The sequence below is a fragment of the Streptomyces sp. NBC_00414 genome (assembly GCF_036038375.1).
In the GTDB taxonomy this organism is placed as follows: Bacteria; Actinomycetota; Actinomycetes; order Streptomycetales; family Streptomycetaceae; genus Streptomyces.
In genome coordinates, this window is sequence record NZ_CP107935.1 from 1,406,028 (window position 1) to 1,422,324 (window position 16,297).

A 16,297-nucleotide genomic window follows, 5' to 3' on the forward strand; every position below is an offset into this window, starting at 1 on the left:
CTCCTTGGCCAGACAGTCGTACGAGAAGTGGTGCGGCCAGGGGCTGGGGCAGCACGGCGACTGTACGTCCACAACACACGGGTGAACAGGGCGCGTTGAGCAAACATAAAGACCAAAAGTCAATCGCTATAGCTGAAATTCACCAGGTCGAGTGAACTAGATCTTGCATTGAGGACGGTATGGATGGTTCCGGCGCGTTACGGGTAGCAACCGAGATCGAATACGCCCGCCCCTGTACGAGGTGGAGCCGACATGCCACCCCAACCCCATGACCATGCCGCCGGGCCGCCCCCGGCGAATCCGTACGCCCGCAGCCACCCCGGCCCCGGGTTCACGGTCGTCGAAGTGCTGGGCGAGATCGACATGGCGACGGCCGGTGCCCTGAGCGAGCACCTGGACACCCTGACCGCGGACGGGACACCCCAGGTCGTGGTGGACCTGCGCGGGGTCGACTTCTTCGACTGCTCGGGCCTGCGGGTGCTGTGCCGGGCCGAGCGGCGGGCCAGAGAGCTGGGCGGTGCCCTCCGCCTGGTCTCCGACCAGTCCCGTATCCACCGCCTGTTACGCGCCTGCGGCCTCCTCGACCGCTTCCCGCCCCTGCCTCACCTTCCTCCCGGGCCCCCTCCGGGAAACGGCTGAGCGGATCCGCCGAAGAGCCGCACGACCGTGACGACCTTGGCGACTGGGTGAATCCGCCGGGGGGATCTACGGAACCGTCCTCCCGAGGCGTCCGAGATAGGCGTCGAGCGCGGCCGAGCCTCGCAGCCGGGTCAGGCTGCGGCGCCGCAACTCACGCTCACGACCGGCCAGTTCGGCCCGTACACGATCAGGGCTTCCGCCGGTACGCAGCTCGGTCAGGACCGAACCGATGGCGGTGAAGGGATGCTCGCCGCGCCGCAGGAGAGCGACGATCCGGGCCAGCCGGACCTCGGACGCGGAGTAGGTGCGGTAGCCGGTGGACTTCTCACGCGTGGGCCGCAGCAGTCCGCGGGCCTCCCACAGCCGCAGCACGGGGGTCCGTACGCCGACGGCGTCGGCCACCTCACCGATACGCAGACCACCACGATTCGTCGAGGTCGGCGTCGGCGTCGACGGGGTGTCGAGCGTGACCAGTGTGTCCAACATGCCAAGGACCTGGGCGAGTTCGCGCCGCTCCCGGTGGAGTTCGGCATGGCTCGCGTCGAGTACGGCGAGGGCGGTCTCCAGATCGTCGCCGTGCACCGCACGCATGATCGCGCCGGCCGTCGGCCAGCCGTGCCCGGCGGCGAGCGAACGGGCCGCCGTGAGCGCGTACGCGTGCACGTCCGTGAACACGCGGTAGCCGCTCTCCGTGCGCTCCACGGGCGGCAGCATGCCCGTCTCCACGTAGTTGCGGACCTGCTGGGTCGAGATACCGGCCGCCCGCGCGAGATCGACGGCCCGGAGCCGGTCACCCACTCCGTCTCCTCACGCTCGTCCCTTACCGCTGTTGAGGGTTTCACCGTACGACACCCGCTGGAACAGGCCGTTCGCCGGTCCAAGTCTCACAAAGCAATTCAATGGAACGATTGAAGACACACGGACCCCCGAAACCTCCGAAGTGGAGAGCGCCCGCATGAAGTTCACTCTCGAAGTCGACATGGGAGACACCGCCTGGGACGGGAACGCGGCCCAGGAGCTGGGGCGGATCCTGCGCTACTGGGGCGGGAACCTCCAGCACTACGAGCTGAGGCCCGGTGACGGGTCGGCCCTCTACGACTCCGCACATCGCGAGGTCGGGGCCTGGAACATCACCGCTCCGAGCGGCTCCGGCGTTCGGAAATGACGCCAGGGCCGGCGGAGACGGCCCCACTCCGTCTCCGCCGGCCCCTGTTGCGAGGTCGCGCGGCACTCCGCGACGGGACTCGCACTCCCCATCCGCATCTGCGGGCCTCCGTCGACGCACTCGGAAGACCGCGCGACCCCGGCCCCTCAGTACGTGAAGACGGCCATCCCGTAGGAGTTCTTCACGCACTCGTTGGAGAAGGTGCGCTCGTAGGAGACCCGCTTGCCCTGCCAGACACCGTCGACCGTGACGACGACGGGATCGTACTCACGGGTGCACAGGACCTCGGATCTGGTCGGCAGGGCGTCGAAGTCCCCGCCCGAAGCCCGCAGTTCGCCGCAGGCGGCCGCCGCGGCCGGGTGTGTCCCCGAGGCCGTCGGCGCGCAGTTCAGGGTGACCGCGCGTTCAGGTGTGGCTTCGGCCGCGATCTCACCGTGGCCCGTGGTGAACACCAGGGACGAGGGGGCGTAGAGCGCGGTCGGCGAAGGGTCGGCGAGGGCGGTCCCGGCAAGGGGACCGCAGACGGCGGTGGCCGTCAGGGTGATCGTCGCTGCCCAGCGCGCGGTGTTCGGCATTGTGTGCATCCTTCCGCTCGGTTGATCGCCGCACCGGATCGGTGTTGCCGGTGCGGCGAGCGCGAGTCTGCCGAGTCCACGGCGGAAACACACGTCGACCCCACGCGTTTCAGTAACATTGCGTATTGAATCAGTGGCGCGAAGTGACGGAAATCGAACACGTCACCCTTGGAACTGAGCGGGCGCCGGGTCGCCCCGAGAGCCCGCTGGCCGGATATCCCCTGCTCAGCAATAGGCCTGAAACATTCCGCTTGGGGCTGAGCGCCGCCCCCTTGCGTCGTGGGGGCAAGCGAGTAATCGTCATTACATGATTACAGCCGAACAGCACGAGACATTGCGCGGCTGGTTCGCCGGCCGTCTGCCCGACGACCTCTTCGAGAGCCTCGGCGAGGTCACGGTCGACCGTGAGGAGATCACCGTCGTCGGCCGGATCCCCGAACCCCGGCTCGCCGAGGGTCTCTCGGACGCCGAGCGGGAGGCCGCCGTCGGCTCCCGGATCCAGGAGTTCCGCGAGCGCACCCGTGACGCCCGCGTGGCCGTGGCCCAAGAGGCCGAGCACCGCTTCCGGAAGAAGGTCTCGTGGGGCGTCGAGTGCGGGGGCGAGCGCGCCCTCTTCACCCATGTCGCCGCACCCGTCATGACCCGGCTGCGCCAGCCCCAGCGCCAGGTGCTCGACACCCTGATCGCCGCCGGTGTCGCCCGCAGCCGCAGCGACGCCCTCGCCTGGTGCGTACGCCTCGTCGAGCGCCACACGGACGACTGGCTCACCGAGCTGCGGGACTCGTTGGAGCATGTGCGGCGGGTCCGCGCGCAGGGCCCCGACGGACCGGACCCCAGCCCCGAGGACAAGCCGGCCACCACCCCCGACGACAACTGACCGCACCGGGCACCGCCTCCAGCGGGTGGAGTATTCGTCCATTGCGGACCATGAAGACGGATGGTTCGTCCACTGGTGCGGCTCTCGGTCCGCCCCATAGTTTCGGCAGACCACCGCACCAAGGGACGGCTTCCCCACGCTGCGCGCACCCTCGCGACAGCGACACGCCGTCCGGCCCGTCGCGTCACCACGCGCTCCCCCGCCCAGCCCTTCGTGGCCGGTCCTCCGCTGGAGCCCCTCCTTGTCCCAGAACTCCCCCGCCACGCCACCGCCGTCGCTCACCGAGGTCGAGCCGTACGGTGTCGAGCGGATCCCCGACGCGGACCGCAGCGCGAGTCCGCTCGACCTCTTCCGGCTCGCCTTCGGCGGCGCCAACACCTTCTCCACCTGTGTGCTGGGCGCCTTTCCCATCCTCTTCGGGCTCTCCTTCTGGCAGGGGCTCGCGGCGACAGTCCTCGGAGTGGTCGCGGGCGCGCTGATCCTGTGCCCGATGGCGGTCTTCGGACCGGTCAACGGCACGAACAACGCCGTCTCCTCCTCCGCGCACCTGGGCGTGCACGGCCGGGTCGTCGGCTCGTTCCTGTCGCTGCTCACGGCGATCGCGTTCTTCTCCATCTCGGTGTGGAGCTCGGGCGACGCCCTGGTCGGCGGCGCGCACCGGCTCTTCGGCCTGGAGCGCAGCGACCTGTCGTACGTCGTCGCGTACGCGCTGTTCGCCGTCCTGGTCCTCGCGGTGTGCGTGTACGGGTTCCGCTTCATGCTGTTCGTCAACAAGATCGCGGTGGCCGCGGCGACCCTGCTGTTCCTGCTCGGCCTGGTGGCGTTCGCCGGGGACTTCGACGCCTCGTACGCGGGAGTCTTCACGGCGTCGGCCGACGCGGCGACGCGGGATCTGTTCTGGCCGTCGTTCATCGGCTCCGCGCTGATCGTGCTGTCGAACCCGGTGTCGTTCGGCGCGTTCCTCGGCGACTGGTCGCGCTACATCCCGGCCAGCACACCGCGCCGCAGGGTGGTCGGGGCGGCCTTCCTGTCGCAGATCGCGACGCTGCTGCCGTTCGTCTTCGGCCTGGCGACCGCGAGCATCATCGCCGCCAAGGCCCCGGAGTACGTGGATCCCGAGGCCCCGAACTTCGTCGGCGGGCTGCTGGCCATCTCGCCGAGCTGGTTCTTCCTGCCGGTGTGTCTGCTCGCGCTGATCGGCGGCATGGCGACGGGCACGACCGCGCTGTACGGCACGGGGCTCGACTTCTCCTCCGTGTTCCCCCGGCTGTCCCGGGTGCGGGCGACGGTGCTGGTGGGCGTGATGTCCATCGTGTTCATCTTCGTGGGCCGCTTCGGCTTCGACCTCGTCCAGAGCATCTCGACGTTCGCCACGATGATCATCACGTGTACGACGCCGTGGATGGTCGTGATGATGCTGGGCTTCCTCACCCGGCGCGGCTGGTACGACCCCGACGCGCTCCAGGTCTTCAACCGGCGCCAGCGCGGTGGCCGTTACTGGTTCGCGCACGGCTGGAACTGGCGTGGCATGACCGCCTGGTGGGTCTCCGCGCTGCTCGGTGTCCTCTTTACGAACATCCCCGGCCAGTTCGTGGGACCGCTCGGCGATCTGGCCGGCGGGGTCGACATCGGTCTGCCGATCTCGATGGCCGTCGCGGCCGTCCTGTTCCTGGGGCTGCTGTGGTTCTTCCCCGAGCCGAGGGCGGCGTACGGGCCCGAGGGTGCGCGGCTCGTCCGTACCGTCGACGTGCCGGTACCGCCGATCACCGGGCCGGGAAGCGGGACCGACGCCGGGGCGAGCGCGAAGGCGATGGCGGCCGACGGCTCCTGACGGCCGACGGCGCTCTGCCCCGTCCTCGAAGAACTCCCGCGGACCCCGACGGCGAAAACCGGACAGCTGCTGCGTCGGCAGGCTGTCCGGGAACGCGGTCTTCGTAGACTGCCCGGCCATGGGAGAGATCTACGGACTGGGCGAGATCACCTGTCCGTCCGGTGAGTTGGTGATCGTCGACGGCGGTCATCTGGGCATGTGGAGCGGGGAGGGTTCACCGGCGCTGGTGGACCCGGGAGCGTTCGGCGTCCAGGAACCCGCGGTCGCCGCCGATGTGAGCGCGGCGACCGACTTCGTGATCACCGGCCCCGACGCCGACAGCGCGGCCCACTCCTTCGACCGGCAGCCCGGCCGCACCCTCCACGACATCCCGGCGTCCGGGGTCGAGCGGCTGATCGAGCTCTTCGACCTGCACTGCCGGGAGCACGGCCTCGACGCCGTACTCGAAGCGTGTGCCGAGCGGGTGCCGCACCGGGAGCGGGTGCGGCGGTGCGTGGAGCGGGGCGGAGGGTGCTTCCTGATGCACGGCGTGCCGGTCGTGGCCCTCGGCGGAGTGCCCCGGGACCGTCCGCTGCCGGTGCTCGCGACGGGCAACGGCATCGTGGTCCCCGTCGACCCCTCCCCCGCCGTCAAGTCCGTCGAACTCGGGGAGATCCGCGTCGACTGGGCCCGGCTGTTCTTCGGGGACGCCGACGCGCTGAACGCCTGGCAACACGAGGACCCCGTCGACGGGCTGGCCGACGTCGCGTTCTGGGGAGCCGCCGAGGACGAGGCCGCCGCCGAGTTCGCGGTTCCGGACCTGGGCGAACCCGGCGAGGAGGGTGTGAAGGGCTGGAAGGGCCTGCCGATGCCGGATGCGATGCGACTGGCCGGCGCGCTCTTCGACTGGAAGGACGCGGATCTCCGCAGGCGGCTGATGGTGGACTTCCGCCCGCACTCCCACCACTGGCAGATCATGCGCGCGGTCCGCGCCTCCCCGCTGGAGGCCGGCACCGTGGAGGTCGGCGGCGCACACGTGCTGTGCGCGATGACCGGCCAGGGCGACGGCTGGTTCCCGGTCTCGGCGGACCTGGACCCGACGGGCCGGCTGGTTGCGGTACGGGTGTCGTTCCCGGCGTGACGCTCCGCCGGGGCCGGTCATTTGTCTGCGGGAGCGTTGTGGCCGAGCGCGCGGTTCCCCACGCCCTTTCGGGGCGCCCCTTCGGTGCGGCGCGTCAGGTTCGCGCCCGTGCTGGACGGATCTTGTCCGACTCGTCAGGATCGGTCGGGCGAGGACGGCACGGTCTCGACGACGGGATCCAGGGCGAGAGGCGGAACGTACGGATGACGAAGCACTGGGCGGACTTCCAGTACGAGATCTATCTGAACGGGATGACGGGAACGGTTCCCCGGCTGCCCACCGACCTGACCCGGCTTGAGGAGCTGACCGAGCAGCGGCTGGGGCCCGGCCCGGTGGGCTACGTGGCGGGCAGCGCGGGCAACGGCAGCACGGCCCGCGCCAACCGGGCCGCACTGGAGCGGCGCCGGATCGTGCCGCGCATGCTGCGTGACGTCCACGAACGCGACCTGTCCGTCGAGGTACTGGGCCGCCGGCTCCCCGCACCCCTCGCGCTCGCGCCGGTCGGTGTCCTGTCGATCATGCATCCGGACGCCGAACCGGCGGCGGCCCGGGCAGCCGCCGCGCAGGGCGTGCCGTACATCCTGTCGTCGGCGTCCAGTACGCCGATGGAGCAGGTCGCGGAGGCGATGGGCGACGGGGAGCGCTGGTTCCAGCTGTACTGGGCGAAGGACCGCGAGGTCACGAGGAGTTTCCTGGACCGGGCGAAGGCGTCCGGGTTCACCGCGCTGTTCGTCACGCTGGACACGCCCCTGCTGGCCTGGCGGCCGCGCGACCTGGACCAGGCGTACCTGCCGTTCCTGCACGGCGTGGGCACCGCCAACTACTTCTCCGACCCGGCGTTCCAGGCGGGTCTGGCCAAACCGGTCCACGAGGACCCGAACGCGGCGGTCATGCACTTCGTCGGGATGTTCGCGGATCCCGCGAAGACCTGGCCCGACCTGGAGTTCCTGCGGGACAACTGGGACGGCCCCATCGTCCTGAAGGGCGTCCTGCACCCCGACGACGCCCGGCGGGCCGTCAACGCCGGCATGGACGGCGTGGTCGTCTCCAACCACGGCGGACGCCAGGTGGCCGGCGCCGTCGCCGCGGCCGACGCGCTGCCCAGGGTGGTCGAAGCCGCCGGGGACCGACTGGCCGTCTTCTTCGACAGCGGGATCCGCACGGGCGACGACATCTTCAAGGCACTGGCGCTGGGCGCCGAGGCGGTGCTCGTCGGGCGTCCGTACGCCTACGGGCTCGGCCTCGACGGCCAGGCCGGCGTCGAGCACGTCATCCGCTGTCTGCTCGCCGAACTCGACCTGACCCTCGCCCTGTCGGGGCATGCGGGGCCGGGGGACCTCGGCGCCGACGACCTGGAGGAGGAGACCGCCTGACCGCCGAGTCGTCCCCCGCTGTCTCCGCCTCCGCCTCCTCCTCCCTGTCCCATCTCCCCCGCCTCCTCCCCGCCTTCGCCTTCGCGAGGAGCGTGCCGGTCAGAGACCGAGGACGGTGAGCGACTTCACCAGCAGCAGGGGCAGCGGTCCGGCGGGAGGCGGGCCGGAGTCGTCGACCGTCGTGGCCCGGCGCACCGACTCGGTGCGGGGACTCGACGTGGCGGGGCCCGACTCCGCCGACTCATCCGGTCCAGCCGGTTCGTTCCGGTAGTTCGGGTCGTTCCGGTCGTCCGGTCCGCCCGGTTCCGACGTCCCCGGCGCGGTGGCGCACGTCGGCTCGGCGCACTCGGCGTCCGAGCCGATCCGCGTGTCGGCGGCGGACGGATCGGCCGACGGCTCGCCGGACGGCGCGCCCGTTCCCGCTATCGACAGCGACTCGGGAGTCGCCTTGGTGCCGTCGGTGAGCCAGCGCTGTTCGTCGCTACGGTCACGGATCTTCACCACCACATCCGCCTCAGCCTCGTCGGCGGCGGGAGCGACGGCGAGCCCCGCCTGCCAGCGCGGCAGCAACTCGCCCTGCACGGTGAGGTCGTAGCGCACATCGTCGCCCCGCTTCGCGGACGCGGCGGCGCAGCGGCCCAGGACGACCACGCCGGCGTCCACATGGGAGTCCAGGCACAGTTCGGGATCGGCGGCGCTGCGCAGAAGCCCGTCCTTCTCGTACGACCACTTCTGTGTCCCCACCGCCGAGCACGCGTCCAGTTCGGCGCCGGCGCCGGCCGTCGCCCGGCCGCCCTTGATGTCGAGGCAGAGGTCGGCGGCGAGGTTGCGCAGCCGGGTCCGGATGGGCCCGGCGGGGAGCCCCGCCGAGCCTGGCGGGGACGACGACCTGGCGGGCGGTGCCTGCCCGCCGGGGCTGAGACCGGCGGACGCCCCGGCGGTGGCCGAGGGGTCGGCGCCGTCGTCGTCCTGCGACCGGAGGCCCGCGACCAGGCCGGTCGCGAGCAGGGCCACCGACACGAGGCCCGCTCCGGTGAGGACCGCCTTCGAGTGCCGCGGGCCGGGGGAGGAATGCCGCCCCTGCCTGGCGGAGAGCGGTGACAGCAGACGGGGACGACCGCCGCCGCCCGGACGTCTGCCGCTGTGACGGACGGTCCGGACTCCCGAATGACCCCGGCTCGGGCGCGATTCGAGATATCGACGCGCGCCCCAGCCGAGCACGCCTTCGGCGAGCAGTCCGCCGAGACCGCCCTCGAAATGGCTCAGCTGCTCGGCCGCATAACGGCAGAAACGGCACGCCAGGAGATGTTGCTGCACATCGGGGAGGAGGGCGCCGCCACGCCGAATCGGAACGTCCAGGAGACGGTTGTAGTAGCGGCAATCCTTGTTCGGCGCGAGTTCACGATGGGCCCGTACACACCCTTCACGGAATTTCTCGCGGGCCTGCTCAAGGGCCGCCGACGCGTTGTCGGCGTCCATGCCCAGCAGACCGGCCGGTACGGATATGTGTTCGGCCTCGACCTCGGTGTGCCAGAGCACGCACTGGGCGAGTCCGGGGAGAGCCTGGAAAGAACGTTCCGCGAGCTTGCGATTTTCCGGTGTCATGGACTTCGTGACACGCATACCGCGACCGCCGGCCGGTTTCCTGAGATCCGGAAGCACCTCGGATATCCGGTCCTCCGCGGACCACACCTTGATGATGTCCCGTACGGCCACCAGGAGCTGGGGGCGCAGCGCGGCGGCGGACCCGGCGCGCCTCAGGCGTTCCAGCACCTGCTGGAAGGCGGCCGCGGTGACCATCGAGGCGACGTTCGACGAGGAGGCGAGGCAGATGACCGCGTAGTCGTGTGTCGGCTGCCAGTGTCGCGCGAGCAGCAGCGCGACGGAGTGGGTGAGTTCGCCCTCCGGCTGCGCCCTGAGGAGGGCGGCGAGGCTCTCGTCGGATTCTCCGGGGGCGGCACCGGAGCCAGGCGGAAATGGCGGACGAGGCGGGTGGGGGGTGTGCACTGAGCGGTTTCCTTCCAAGGCACAAGGTGGCACACAGGAGTTCTGACCGCCGAAAAGGAGCTCCTGTTGGTGCGTACCTTTCGGGCTTGGCGCACGGAAAGCGGCCGGGACGTCGACCACGCGGCATCCGCCGGCCACGAGCCTTTTGGGCCCGACGGCACGATGAAATCCCGAGCGGTGAATCAGACCTGGCCATTGGCCATGTGCGAGGAAGTTCACCCTTGCACATAACGTTCATGCCCAACAAGGCGCTCGGGCCACTTCAGCAACATCCGCGCATTGACAGAAAGTCAGTGCCGCTCTCGGTCGACTCGTCCGGTCCATCTCGGTCAACTCATTGCGGGCGCGCGGTTTTCGACATGGTATTCGTTGCCATGCGCCCCGTGTGAAGCGCGCGCACGCGCCGGGGGCCCTCGCACGCTTCCGGCGCGAGGAAGTCCGGTAGTCCACTGGTACCGGCCCTTCTCGGAAGGCCCCGCGCGGGATGGCGGCTCTCCACGCGCGAAACGGGCCGCCGACCCCGATCTCCCGCCCTCGGTCGGCGGCCCCGAGGGCGGGTCGGACTGCGCGGCGGCGCAGGTCCGCAAGCAGGGCGGACGGTCGGCGGCCTCGCGGAGATCCACCCTCCCGCCGCGCCCGGCCTTCCCCCGCACCCGGCCTCCCGCCACGCCCGCCCCCCTGCGCCCGGCCCTCTCACAGCGCCCGGCGCCGCACGACCCTGAGACCTGTGTCACATTCCGCCGCGGGCTGTCACATCCCGGACCCCCGGAGCCCTCGCATGGGTGAGCGCGCTACGGGAGGCACAGGCATGTCCGAAAGTCCGGCACCGGAGACCCACGAGCAACTGCCCACGACCGGGCAACCGGTCACGCCCGAGCAACCGTCCACGGCGACGCGGCAGTTCATGGAGCACCGCGAGCTGCTGTTCGCGATCGTCTACAACATGCTCGGCGTCGTCGCCGACACCGAGGACGTGCTGCAGGACACCTGGCTGTCCTGGTCCGGCAGCCGCGCCCGGTCGCCGGAGCGGCGCATCGAGAACCCGCGCGCGTACCTGGTGCGCGTCGCGGTGAACCACGCGCTGACGCGCCGGGCCGTGATCAGCCGCCGCCGTGAGACGTACATCGGCCCGTGGCTGCCCGAGCCGCTGGTGGCCGCGTCCGCCGAGGGGGCGCCGGCGGACGCGGCCGAGCACGCCCTGCGTACCGAGTCGGTCTCCCTGGCGATGCTCGTCGTGCTGGAGTCGCTGACCCCGCTGGAGCGGGCGGTGTTCGTCCTCAACGAGGTGTTCGGGTACGCCCACACCGAGATCGCGGAGGTCCTCGACCGCAGCCCCGCGGCGGTGCGCCAGCTCGCGCACCGGGCCCGCCAGCATGTCCACGCCCGCCGTCCGCTGTACGAGGCGCATCCGCGGGTGCGCAGGGAGGCGACCGAGCGGTTCGTCGAGGCCGCGCTCGGCGGGGACATCGGCGCACTGCTGGAGATCCTCGCGCCGGACGTGACGGTGTGGACCGACGGCGGCGGCAAGCGGCGGCCGGCGGGGCTTCGGCCGGTGCACGGACGGGACAAGGCCATCCGCCTCCTCACCGCCGGTGCCTCACGGGGCGCCGGCCGGAAGCTGGACCTCCGCTACCGGCGGGTCAACGGCGACGACGCCGCGGTGCTGTTCGCGGGCGGCTCCCCGTACGCGGTCATCGTCCTGGACCTCACCCCGGAGGGCGACCGGGTGTCCGGCGTCTACGTGGTCACCAACCCCGACAAGCTCACGCACGTACGCCCCGCGGAGAGCCAGGGCCGGGACCAGCGGGACCGGAACCGGACGGAGGCGGACGCGTGACCACCACCGAACGACCGGCCGCCGGGTCGAGGGGGCCCGGGGCGTCCTCCGGCCAGCGGGTCGCCGACTGGTTCGACGGCCGACTCGGCACCCACACCCTCGGCAGGAAGTATCTGCGCAAGGTCTTCCCGGACCACTGGTCGTTCCTGCTCGGGGAGATCTGCCTCTACAGCTTCGTCATCCTGATCCTGACCGGTGTCTACCTCACCCTGTTCTTCCACCCGTCGATGAACGAGGTGACCTACCAGGGCAGTTACGTCCCGCTGAACGGCATCCGCATGTCGGAGGCGTACGCGTCCACGCTGGACATCAGCTTCGACGTGCGGGGCGGTCTGCTGATCCGGCAGATCCACCACTGGGCGGCGCTGGTCTTCATCGCCGGGATGCTCATGCACATGATGCGGCACTTCTTCACGGGCTCGTTCCGCAGGCCCCGTGAGGTCAACTGGCTGTTCGGCTGGACGCTGCTGCTCCTCGGGCTCTTCGAGGGGCTGTTCGGCTACTCGCTCCCCGACGATCTGCTGTCCGGCACCGGGATGCGGTTCGTGGACGGCGCCATCCTGTCCGTGCCGATCGTCGGAACGTATCTCTCGTTCTTCCTGTTCGGCGGCGAGTTCCCCGGGCACGACATCATCGCGCGCTTCTACTCGCTGCACATCCTGGTGATCCCCGGGATCATGGCGGCCCTGGTGGTCGCGCACCTGATCCTCGTCGTGTACCACAAACACACCCAGTTCCCCGGGCCCGGAAAGACCGAACGGAACGTCGTGGGCTCGCCGTTCATGCCGGTGTACCTGGCCAAGGCGGGCGGTTTCTTCTTCCTGGTGTTCGGGGTGATCGCGATCGTCTCGGCGGTCGCGTCCATCAACCCGGTCTGGTCGTACGGCCCCTACCGCGCCGACCAGGTGTCCACGGGGGCCCAGCCGGACTGGTACCTGGGCTTCGCGGAAGGGCTGGTACGCGTCATGCCGGGGTGGGAGATCACCGCGGCCGGGCACACCCTGGTCCTCGGGGTGCTGATCCCGATCGTGGTCTTCCCCCTGCTGCTGGTCTTCATCGGCGCCTATCCGTTCCTGGAGTCCTGGGTCACCGGCGACAAACGCGAGCACCATCTCCTGGACCGGCCCCGCAACCGACCGATCCGTACGTCCGTCGGCACCGCGTGGATCAGCGTCTATCTCATCCTGCTCGCGGGCGGCGGCAACGACATCGTGGCCACCCGCTTCCAGCTGTCCATCAACACGGTCACCTGGGCCGTCCGGATCGCCCTGTTCGTCGTCCCGGTGGCGGTCTTCGTGGCGACCCGGCGCATCTGCCTGGGCCTCCAACGCCGGGACAGGGAACTGGTGTTGCACGGCCGCGAGACCGGCGTGATCGAACGGCTCCCGCACGGCGAGTACGTCGAGCTGCACCGCCCCCTCTCCCCCGCCGAGCTGCACACCCTCACCCGGCACGAGCAGCCCCGGCCGCTGGAACCCGGCCCGGCGAAGGACGCGAACGGCGTGCCGGGCCCGAACGGGCGGGCGCTGAACCTGCGGGTCCGGCTCTCGCGCGCGCTGTACGGCGAGGGCGCCCAGGTGGCGAAGCCGACGGCCGAGGAGTACCGGGAGGCACATCGGCTCGGCGGGCATCGGACCGGCGGCCACGAGGTGAGCGAACCGGAGTCCGGCGATCGGCGGTCGGGCGAACTGCGGTCCGGGGAGCGTCAGGTCAGCGAGGCGGGACCTCCAGGCGACTGATCCGCAGGGCGCCCCGGGCCTCACCGGGGTGGCGGCTCCTCATGGTGACGCGGAGCCGGCTGCCGCGTACCGCGTCGAAGGTGATCGCTGTCGGCGCGTCGGACGCGGTGGCCCAGTCGACTTCAGTCCCCTTCACGGGCCGGTAGCGGTGACCGTCCCAGAAGGCGACCTCCAGATCGGTGGCGGGCAGGGAGTGCGTGGCGTCGACCGTGAAGGAGAGCTCGATCCGGTCGAAGGAACGGGCCCGGCCCCACTCGACGGATACCCAGTCCTCCGCACGGGCACCTTCGAAGGCGGGCAGCAGCGCCGTGGCCGCCTTGAAGAACGCGTTGGACCAGCCGGTGGCAGGGTCGCCGTCGAGCATGGCGGCGGGGAGGGTGTCCGGGCGGCCCGAGTAACTGGCGTCCGCCATCGGGTAGTTGGGCGCGCCGGGTCCCGGGTCGGGTGGGAACTCGGCTGCCGGGGTGACGACCTGCGGCCGTGCGGCGGTGGCGCGCACGCTCACGGTGGCCGTCCGCAGTCCGGCCGAGCGGGCCCGCAGCCTGATCCTGCCTTGCTCGGTGCCGGCGCGGACGATCGCCAGCGCCATGCCGTGGAAAGCCGTGCGGGTGCTCGCCTGGTAGCGCTCGGCGCTCTCCTCGCGTCCGTTGTCGACCCCGGCCAGTGATCCGCCGTCCACGTCGAAGGCGATGGAGTGGTCGGCGCCCGGCACCACCACACCACGGGCGTCGATCACCTCGGCGGTGACGAAGCACAGCGAACGGCCGTCGGCGGCGACGGACTCGCGGTCCGGGGTGAGACGCAGCGCGTGCGGCTCGCCCGCGGTACGCAGCACATCGGTGGCCACGGTCCGGCCGTCGCGCCTGGCCACCGCCTTCAGCTCACCCGGTGCGAACGGCACCCTCCAGGTGAGATGGAGCTTGCCCGCGCTGCCGTTCGGGCTGGTGTAACTCCCGGGCCAGGGCCCGCCGGTGACGGTCTTGTCGTCGCCCGTCGCCTCGGTGGTCTCCAGGTACGTACGGCCGTCGGTGGTCTTCTTCTCGTCGAACTTCCTTCTTCCCAGCGACTTTCCGTCGAGGAAGAGCTCGACCGTGTCGACGTTCGAGTAGGCCCAGACCTCCACGGTGTCGCCGGCGCGGTGGTCCGTCCAGTTCATGGGGAGCAGATGGACCATGGGTTCGTCGGTCCACTGGCTCTTGAAGAGGTGGTACATGTCCTTCGGGAAGCCGGCTGTGTCCACCGCGCCGAAGAAGGACGCCTTCACCGGGAACACGTCGTACGGCGTGGGCTCCCCGATGTAGTCGATGCCCGACCACAGGAACTCCCCCGTGAACCACTTGCGGTCCCGGTCCTTCTTGAGTCCGTACTCACCGCTCATCGTCCAGGAGGCGAGGTTGTTGTCGTACGAGGAGGTGTCGCGCCTGCCCGGCGTGTGGTTCTCGCCCGTGTTGAGGTGCTGCGGCTCCTGGTACGCACCCCGGGTGGAGGTCTCGGACGAGGACTCCGACTCGAAGAGGAACAGGTGCGGATAGCGGGCGTGCAGGGCGTCGACCGAGGCGGCGGTGTTGTAGTTGAGCCCGAGTCCGTCGATCTTGGCGAGCATCAGATCGGCCGGCGAGCCGACGGCGGGCAGGCTCCGGTACTTGTCGGAGCCGATGACGATCGGCCGGGTCGGATCGAGTCGCCGTACGTCGTCGATGAGCCGGTCCGCCATGGCGAGGCCGGCGGTCGAGGTCGAGTCGGGTATCTCGTTCCCGATGGACCACAGGACGACGGCGGGCGAGTTCCGGGCGGCCAGGACCATCTCCGCGATGTCCCGGTCGGACCACTCGTCGAAGAACCGGCCGTAGTCGTAGCGGTTCTTGCCGCGCCGCCAGCAGTCGAAGGCCTCGACCATCATCACGATGCCGAGCCGTTCGCAGGCCTCGATCACCTCGGGTGCCGGCGGGTTGTGCGAGGTGCGCAGGGCGTTGACGCCCATGCCTCGCATGATCCGCAGCTGGCGTTCCACGGCGTCCGCGCTGACGGCGGAGCCGAGTGCGCCGAGGTCGTGGTGGAGGTTGACGCCGCGGAGTTTGACGTGGGTGCCGTTCAGGGTCATTCCGTCGTCGGCGTCGAAGACGACGTGGCGGATGCCGAACGGGGTGCGGTAGGTGTCGGTGACCCGGCCGTCGACACGGAGTTCGGTGTGCAGGGTGTAGCGGCGCGGATGCTCGTACGACCACAACTGTGGTTCGCGGACCGTCAGTTGCTGGTCCGAGGTGCCCGTGTCCCCGACGTCGATCGTGCTCGTCCGCCGGGCCACCGTGCGGCCGTCGGGGTCGACGACCGCGGATCCGACCTCGACCCGTCTCGCCCTGCCGGACGCGTTCACCACGCTCGTGCGCACCCGTACGAGCGCGCGGTCGCCGTCGATCTCCGGGGTCGTCACGCAGGTGCCCCAGCGCTGGACGTGCACCGGCTCGGTGACGATCAGGCGCGCCTCGCGGTGGATGCCGCTCCCCGAGTACCAGCGGCTGCTGGGGAGTTGGTTCCTGACCTGGACCGCGATGACGTTGGAGGTGACGCCGTCCGTGTGCAGCAGGTCGGTGAGGTCGAGGGCGAACCCCGTATAGCCGTAGGGGTGTTGCCCGACGAGTTCGCCGTTGCAGTACACGGAGGAGTCCATGTACACGCCGTCGAACTCCACGGACATCCGTTGTCCGTCGTACGCGGGATGCAGCGTGAAGGCGATCCGGTACCAGGCGAGGCCGCCCGGCAGGAAGCCGGTGCCGCCGCTGGTGCCGTGCTCGGTGGTGGGGGTCAGCTCGATGCTCCAGTCGTGCGGCACCGATGTCCGCCGCCATCGCGAGTCGTCGTAGCCGGGCTCGGCGGCCCGGGCGTACTCGCCGGTGGGGCCGGTGGCGCCGACCGGGTCGACGAGGGCGAAGCGCCAGCCGTCCCGGAGCGGGACCGACCGCCCTCCCGTAGCGATCCGGGCCCGGGGCGCGGCCTCCTCGGCGGCCCAGGTGTCGGAGGTCCCGGAGAGGGCCACCGGAGCGGCTGTGCCTGCGATCAGTAGAGACCTGCGGGTGACCGTCACGGGTTTCCCTTTCGCCAAGGGCCCAGATCTGCTCACAACTACTCGCGGACTA

At 70.6% G+C, this 16,297-nt stretch carries 12 protein-coding genes; 8 read left to right on the forward strand and 4 right to left on the reverse strand.

The window, feature by feature from the left end:
* Positions 1-252: 252 nt before the first annotated feature.
* On the forward strand, positions 253-639 hold the full coding sequence (locus OHS59_RS06180; RefSeq protein WP_328492383.1) for an STAS domain-containing protein: 387 nt from the start codon (positions 253-255) through the stop codon (positions 637-639).
* Positions 640-705: 66 nt separating this feature from the next.
* Here OHS59_RS06180 and OHS59_RS06185 read toward each other — a convergent pair whose 3' ends face one another.
* Positions 706-1,437 carry a MerR family transcriptional regulator gene (locus tag OHS59_RS06185; protein ID WP_328492384.1) on the reverse strand — a complete coding sequence of 244 codons (732 nt, stop codon included), beginning with the start codon at positions 1,435-1,437 and terminating at the stop codon, positions 706-708.
* Positions 1,438-1,594: 157 nt separating this feature from the next.
* Here OHS59_RS06185 and OHS59_RS06190 point away from each other — a divergent pair, with 157 nt between their 5' ends.
* Positions 1,595-1,804 carry a hypothetical protein gene (locus tag OHS59_RS06190; protein ID WP_328492385.1) on the forward strand — a complete coding sequence of 70 codons (210 nt, stop codon included), beginning with the start codon at positions 1,595-1,597 and terminating at the stop codon, positions 1,802-1,804.
* Positions 1,805-1,950: 146 nt separating this feature from the next.
* Here OHS59_RS06190 and OHS59_RS06195 read toward each other — a convergent pair whose 3' ends face one another.
* Positions 1,951-2,379, reverse strand: coding sequence for a protease inhibitor (locus OHS59_RS06195; RefSeq protein ID WP_328492386.1), 429 nt, complete (start codon positions 2,377-2,379; stop codon positions 1,951-1,953).
* A gap of 307 nt (positions 2,380-2,686) precedes the next feature.
* On the opposite strand from OHS59_RS06195, the gene OHS59_RS06200 reads away from it, so the two are divergent.
* The 4 genes from OHS59_RS06200 to OHS59_RS06215 all read left to right on the forward strand — a co-directional run bounded on the left by OHS59_RS06200 (position 2,687) and on the right by OHS59_RS06215 (position 7,580).
* Positions 2,687-3,256 carry a hypothetical protein gene (locus OHS59_RS06200; protein WP_328492387.1) on the forward strand — a complete coding sequence of 190 codons (570 nt, stop codon included), beginning with the start codon at positions 2,687-2,689 and terminating at the stop codon, positions 3,254-3,256.
* A gap of 241 nt (positions 3,257-3,497) precedes the next feature.
* Positions 3,498-5,087, forward strand: a complete 1,590-nt coding sequence (locus OHS59_RS06205; RefSeq protein WP_328492388.1) for a purine-cytosine permease family protein — start codon at positions 3,498-3,500, stop codon at positions 5,085-5,087.
* Positions 5,088-5,205: 118 nt separating this feature from the next.
* Positions 5,206-6,207, forward strand: a complete 1,002-nt coding sequence (locus tag OHS59_RS06210) for a hypothetical protein (protein WP_328492389.1) — start codon at positions 5,206-5,208, stop codon at positions 6,205-6,207.
* 203 nt (positions 6,208-6,410) lie between these two features.
* The gene (locus OHS59_RS06215) at positions 6,411-7,580 is read left to right on the forward strand and encodes a lactate 2-monooxygenase (protein ID WP_328492390.1); all 1,170 of its coding nucleotides are present in this window, start codon (positions 6,411-6,413) and stop codon (positions 7,578-7,580) included.
* Positions 7,581-7,679: 99 nt separating this feature from the next.
* Here OHS59_RS06215 and OHS59_RS06220 read toward each other — a convergent pair whose 3' ends face one another.
* Entirely contained in the window at positions 7,680-9,587 is a 1,908-nt protein-coding gene (locus OHS59_RS06220) for an RICIN domain-containing protein (protein WP_328492391.1), read from the reverse strand.
* 808 nt (positions 9,588-10,395) lie between these two features.
* On the opposite strand from OHS59_RS06220, the gene sigJ reads away from it, so the two are divergent.
* Together sigJ and qcrB are read left to right on the forward strand one after the other, a co-directional pair.
* A complete protein-coding gene (gene sigJ, locus OHS59_RS06225) occupies positions 10,396-11,424 on the forward strand; it encodes an RNA polymerase sigma factor SigJ (protein ID WP_443061389.1) in 1,029 nt (342 codons plus the stop codon).
* A complete protein-coding gene (qcrB, locus tag OHS59_RS06230) occupies positions 11,421-13,163 on the forward strand; it encodes a cytochrome bc1 complex cytochrome b subunit (protein WP_328492392.1) in 1,743 nt (580 codons plus the stop codon). Before sigJ ends, qcrB begins: the two co-directional genes overlap by 4 nt.
* On the opposite strand, the gene OHS59_RS06235 is transcribed toward qcrB, so the two are convergent.
* Positions 13,135-16,245, reverse strand: coding sequence for a glycoside hydrolase family 2 TIM barrel-domain containing protein (locus OHS59_RS06235; RefSeq protein ID WP_328492393.1), 3,111 nt, complete (start codon positions 16,243-16,245; stop codon positions 13,135-13,137). The two genes, qcrB and OHS59_RS06235, sit on opposite strands and share 29 nt — an antisense overlap.
* Positions 16,246-16,297 lie beyond the last annotated feature (52 nt).

Excerpts from the sequence above, each read along its gene's own strand:
- OHS59_RS06180 (WP_328492383.1), top strand. The coding sequence starts at position 253 with ATGCCACCCCAACCCCATGACCATGCCGCCGGGCCGCCCCCGGCGAAT.
- OHS59_RS06190 (WP_328492385.1), top strand. The coding sequence starts at position 1,595 with ATGAAGTTCACTCTCGAAGTCGACATGGGAGACACCGCCTGGGACGGG.
- OHS59_RS06195 (WP_328492386.1), bottom strand. The coding sequence starts at position 2,379 with ATGCCGAACACCGCGCGCTGGGCAGCGACGATCACCCTGACGGCCACC.
- OHS59_RS06200 (WP_328492387.1), top strand. The coding sequence starts at position 2,687 with ATGATTACAGCCGAACAGCACGAGACATTGCGCGGCTGGTTCGCCGGC.
- OHS59_RS06210 (WP_328492389.1), top strand. The coding sequence starts at position 5,206 with ATGGGAGAGATCTACGGACTGGGCGAGATCACCTGTCCGTCCGGTGAG.
- OHS59_RS06215 (WP_328492390.1), top strand. The coding sequence starts at position 6,411 with ATGACGAAGCACTGGGCGGACTTCCAGTACGAGATCTATCTGAACGGG.
- sigJ (WP_443061389.1), top strand. The coding sequence starts at position 10,396 with ATGTCCGAAAGTCCGGCACCGGAGACCCACGAGCAACTGCCCACGACC.